Source organism: Polaribacter sp., from assembly GCF_965656025.1.
Taxonomy (GTDB): domain Bacteria; phylum Bacteroidota; class Bacteroidia; order Flavobacteriales; family Flavobacteriaceae; genus Polaribacter.
On the sequence record NZ_CBFHJT010000047.1, the window covers coordinates 19224 to 24295 of the forward strand.

Genomic DNA, 5072 nt, shown 5'->3' on the forward strand with positions numbered 1-5072 from the left:
CAAACACCTAATTCTGTGTCTTCTGTAATATATTCATCAGAAACATTTACGCCTCCTGTAAACCCTATTTTATTATCTATGACAGCAATTTTTCTATGATTTCTAAAGTTTAATGTAAATAAGAAAGTACCTAGTTTTAAAGCCATTTCTGGATAAAATTTACAACCAGCTTCTTTTAATTCTTTTATTGATTTTTTATTTAAAGAACTGCTACCAATGGTATCATATAAGATTCTAACTTCTACGTTTTCTTCTATTTTTTGTATTAGAAGTTTTTTAAGTTCCTCAAAAATTTTTCCATTTTCTATGATGAAATATTGTAGATGAATAAATTTTTCTGCATTTTTTATCGCTTCAAAAATGGCATCAAAAGTTTCTTTTCCGTTTTTTAAAACTGTAACTTTAGTATTAATGTCTAAGGGGATGTTGGTGTTGTTGTAAATTAAGCTCGATATTTTTTGCTGTTTTATAGAATTTAACTCCTCTAAATGCGGATTTTTTTTATTTTGAAATGAAGATTTTATATAGTTTTTACGCTTTTTAGTTTCTTTTAATTCGAAGAATTTTAAGCGTCTTCTATTGATACCAAAAATGATAAAAGCAATAATACCTAGAAAAGGAAAAAAGAAGGTAATTAAAATCCAACTTAAAGATTTAGAGGGTTTTACGCCAAAATATAAAATATTGTAAAATGCCCAAGCAAATAGCAAAAAGTGAATTGAAAAAAGGATATAATATATCAATATTTATAATTTAAATTTTCTTAATCATCCAAACATCACAAGAGTAATGGCAGGTGTTACCTAATGGTTTTTCTAAATTAGTAAAGCCATTTTTATTGTATAATTTCACAGCATCTTTCATGTAAGGTAAGGTTTCTAAATAACAGCTTTCAAAACCGAATTCCTTTGCTTTTTCTAAACATTTAGAAATTAATTTGCTACCCAAACCTTTGCCTCTTGCTATGGGTAAAAAATACATTTTTTGTAGCTCGCAAACATTGCTGTCAAAATTGTCTAATTGTGCAATACCCGCACCACCAAATACTTTATTTTGATGTTCTAAAACATAATAAATAGCTTTTTCTTTTTTGTAGGTTTCAAACATTTGGTCAGTGGCTTTATCTTCATAAGCTGTACCCACTTTTGGAGCGCCCATTTCTAAAATTACACTTCTAATAACCTTTGCTAGCGCTTTATTATCTTTGGGTTTTATTTCTCTTATGATAAAATCTCCACTTGTCATTTATTACCGTATTTTTGCAGCAGCAATTTACCTATTTTTTTACTTTTAATATGAAAAATCTAGTATATTTTATTTTATTAAGTTTACTTATTTCAGCTTGTTCTGTAAATAAAAAACCTGTTTTTATAAAGGTAGATGATTTAAAATTAATCTCCTTTAAAAGAGATACAATTCGCTTAAAAGCGGCAGCTTATTTCGAAAATCCAAATGACGTTGGTGGTAAAATTTCTACGGATGAAATTAAAGTTATTATCAATGGGGCAGAGGTAGCTCAAGTATCTTCAGACGAATTTAAAGTACCTGCAAGAAAAGAATTTGCAATACCTTTAAAAGTTGTTGTACCTACAAAAAAAGTGTTCGAAAATAATAGAAATGGTATTTTAGGGGGATTACTAAACTCTGTACTAAATAAATCTGTAAAAGTTCATTTTAAAGGAGATTTAAAGTATAAATTTTTAGGTTTTTCTAAGATTTACCATATTGATCAAGAGCAAGAAATAAAATTTTAAATTACAATTATTACGCACGAATTTTACATAAAACGCTGTTTGCAAATTGCAAAAAACGGAATTGGTTTTACAAGGCCTAATCCTGCTGTTGGGGCTGTTATTGTTTTAGATCATAAAATTATTGGCGAAGGTTTTACATCAAAATATGGCGAAAACCATGCTGAGGTAAATGCTGTAAATGCTGTAAAAAATAAATCGATTTTAAAAAAGGCAACCATCTACGTAACCCTAGAACCTTGTGCTCATTTTGGTAAAACACCACCTTGTGCAGATTTGTTGGTAAAGCATCAATTTAAAAAAGTAGTAATTGGTTGTGTAGATAGCAATAGTTTGGTGGCTGGTAAAGGAATTGAACGCCTAAAAAATGCTGGAATCGAAGTTGTTTTAGGTGTGCTTGAAGCAGCATGTAGAGCACATCATAAGCGATTTTTTACAGTACAAGAAAAAAAACGACCATATATCATTTTAAAATGGGCAGAAACTAAAGATGGTTTTGTGGCACCAGCTAATAAAGATGAACAAAAACCTGTTTGGATTTCTAATTCCTACTCTCAACTATTGGTACACAAATTGCGCGCAAAAGAGCATGCAATTTTAGTGGGGACAAATACAGTTTTGGCAGACAATCCTAAACTAAACGTTAGAAATTGGTCTGGTCAAAGCCCAATTAGAGTCGTTATGGATAGGGAATTAAAGCTTTCTAACACATTACATGTTTTTGACGGAATTGTGAAAACCATTTTATTTGTTGATGAAAATTTAGAGAAGGAAAAGTTTGAAAATTTAGAGCTTAAAAATGTAGTTTTTGAACCCATCAATTTTTCTAAAAAGGTTGCTAAACAAATATGCGAAGTTTTACAAAAACACAGTATACAATCTATAATTATAGAAGGAGGTGCAAAAACCATACAAACTTTTATAGATGCCGATTTATGGGATGAAGCCCTTGTTTTTGTGGGGGATACTATTTTTAAAAATGGTATAAAAGCGCCTATTTTAAAAGGGAATTACACAGTAAAAAAAATACAAACCGATATTTTAAAAAAATATAGAAATGATTAAAAACATCATTTTCGACTTTGGAGATATTTTTATCAATTTAGATAAAAAAAAGTTTGCACAAGAATTACAAAAGTTAGGGATTAATCAAAATGATAAAACCATAATTCCTGTTTTAAATGATTATGAAATGGGGTTGCTTTCTACCGAAAAATTCTTGCTTTATTTTGAAGAAAAATTACAAATCTCATCAACAATTTTAAAAACTGCTTGGAATTCTATCTTACAAGATTTTCCAAAACATCGATTAGAATTCATTCAGAAACTAGCATCAGAAAAAAAATATAGGTTATTTTTATTAAGTAATACAAACGATTTGCACATTACTTGGATTCAAAAAAATTGGGGAATGGAATTGTATAACCAATTTAAAAGTTGTTTTGAAGCTTTTTACTTAACACACGAAATACATTTTAGAAAACCGAATTTAAATATTTATGAATTTGTGTTGCAAGAAAACAATTTAAAAGCAACAGAAACACTTTTTATAGATGATACCAAAGAAAATACAGAAGCTGCAAAATCTTTAGGTTTGCATGTTTGGAATTTAACACCAGGTAAAGAAGACGTTACTCAATTATTTACTAAAAAAATACAACTATTTTGATATTTCTTTTATTAAGTGTCCTTTTTTCAACAGGGTTATTTGTTATTTTTAAATTTTTTGGTATCTATAAAATAGATGTTTTAAAAGCGATTATTGTAAATTATATAGTGGCTTTTTCTATGGGTTTTTTGTTAGCAGAAAGACAAATACCTATTCATAAAATTTACTTAGAACCTTGGTTTTCTGGTGCTTTATTTTTAGGCGCAATGTTTGTTTCTGTGTTTTTTGTAATGGCAATGACAGCTCAAAAAAACGGAGTTTCTGTAACTTCTATTGCTGGTAAAATGTCTGTAGTTGTACCTGTTTTTTTTGGAATTATTCTTTACAATGAATCTATTACTTTTTTAAAAATATCAGGAATTTTAATTGCCTTAGTAGCTGTTTATTTATCCTCTGTAAAAGAAGAAAAAACCACAAAAAATGGAACCTTATTATTTCCAATTTTACTTTTTTTAGGTTCTGGTATAATAGATACTGTTTTAAAATATGTGCAAACCAATTATGTAGATGATAGAGATGTTTCTATTTTTTCTGGCAGTTTGTTTGGTATCGCGGCAATTTTTGGGTTGATCATTTTGGGAGCTAAAACGATAAAGAAATCTGAAAAATTCGGTTATAAAAATATTTTAGCAGGAATTGCTTTAGGAGTTCCCAATTACTTTTCTATCATTTTTTTAATAAAAGCATTACAAATAAAAAACTTTGAAAGCTCAACATTGTTCACCATAAACAATGTGGCTATTGTTATAGTATCCACTTTAGTTGGTTTGTTATTTTTTAAAGAAAAATTTAGTGTTAAAAATAAAGTAGGAGTTGTTTTAGCTATTTTAGGTATTATTTTGGTAACCATTGCATAATGAAAGAGGACGTCTATAAAACAATAGAAAAACCATCAGAAGAAACTCTTTTTAAGGAAAAAGGGAGTAAGTTTTTTGGGTACGCTTTCCCTGTTTTAACAGAAGATGATGTAAAAGAGAAGTTAGAACTTTTAAAGAAAAAACATCATTCAGCTCGTCACTTTTGCTATGCTTATCAAATAGGTATAGAACAAATAAAATACAGAGCTAATGACGATGGTGAGCCTAATAATTCTGCAGGTTTGCCAATTTACGGGCAGATACAATCTTTTGAAGTTACCAATATTTTGATAGTCTCCGTTCGTTATTTCGGTGGCACAAAATTAGGGGTTGGTGGCTTAATCTCTGCTTATAAAACGTCTGCTCAATTGGCTTTAGAAGCCTCTGAAATTCTAGAAAAAACAATAGACGTACAATACAAATTAAAATTTAATTATGATGTAATGAATGCTGTACAAAGAGTTATAAAAGAAAAAAACATCGAAATTGTTTCTCAAAAATTAGAAATGGATTGTGAGTATGTAATTTCGGTTCGTAAAAATGATACAAAAGCTATTTTTACCATTTTTAATAACTTGTATAAAGTAGCTATTATAAAATGTTGATTGCTCTTTTTAAAAAATTTTAAAAAAATTAATCTTTTTTTGGAGTATACATAATTATAACTTGAACTACAATTGCAAGAAATATTAAAAAATATATTTCTATCTGTGTAAATAATTCAACTGTATCTAAGGCTTTTTTAGAGATAAACATTTGTCTTTTTCCTTCATCTAATTGAACTTTAGATAAATT

General features: G+C 28.4%; 7 protein-coding genes. 5 read left to right on the top strand and 2 right to left on the bottom strand.

From position 1 onward, the window contains the following. Both ACTG3S_RS09790 and ACTG3S_RS09795 read right to left on the bottom strand, forming a co-directional pair. On the bottom strand, window positions 1-743 hold a 743-nt coding region (locus tag ACTG3S_RS09790; protein ID WP_439129179.1), incomplete at its 3' end, for a phospholipase D-like domain-containing protein. Window positions 744-753: 10 nt separating this feature from the next. Next, window positions 754-1245, bottom strand: coding sequence for a GNAT family N-acetyltransferase (locus tag ACTG3S_RS09795; RefSeq protein ID WP_439129180.1), 492 nt, complete (start codon window positions 1243-1245; stop codon window positions 754-756). Between the two features lie 50 nt (window positions 1246-1295). Here ACTG3S_RS09795 and ACTG3S_RS09800 point away from each other — a divergent pair, with 50 nt between their 5' ends. The 5 genes from ACTG3S_RS09800 to ACTG3S_RS09820 are packed head-to-tail and all read left to right on the top strand — an operon-like array spanning window position 1296 to window position 4882. Further along, window positions 1296-1754 (top strand): LEA type 2 family protein, encoded by a 459-nt coding sequence (locus tag ACTG3S_RS09800; RefSeq protein WP_439129181.1) that lies wholly within the window; start codon window positions 1296-1298, stop codon window positions 1752-1754. 6 nt (window positions 1755-1760) lie between these two features. Then, window positions 1761-2816, top strand: coding sequence for a bifunctional diaminohydroxyphosphoribosylaminopyrimidine deaminase/5-amino-6-(5-phosphoribosylamino)uracil reductase RibD (gene ribD / locus ACTG3S_RS09805; RefSeq protein ID WP_439129185.1), 1056 nt, complete (start codon window positions 1761-1763; stop codon window positions 2814-2816). Then, entirely contained in the window at window positions 2809-3420 is a 612-nt protein-coding gene (locus tag ACTG3S_RS09810) for an HAD family hydrolase (RefSeq protein ID WP_439129182.1), read from the top strand. The genes ribD and ACTG3S_RS09810 overlap by 8 nt, the downstream gene beginning before the upstream one ends. Beyond that, entirely contained in the window at window positions 3417-4277 is an 861-nt protein-coding gene (locus ACTG3S_RS09815; protein WP_439129183.1) for a GRP family sugar transporter, read from the top strand. The genes ACTG3S_RS09810 and ACTG3S_RS09815 overlap by 4 nt, the downstream gene beginning before the upstream one ends. Beyond that, entirely contained in the window at window positions 4277-4882 is a 606-nt protein-coding gene (locus ACTG3S_RS09820; RefSeq protein WP_439129184.1) for an IMPACT family protein, read from the top strand. The genes ACTG3S_RS09815 and ACTG3S_RS09820 overlap by 1 nt, the downstream gene beginning before the upstream one ends. Window positions 4883-5072 lie beyond the last annotated feature (190 nt).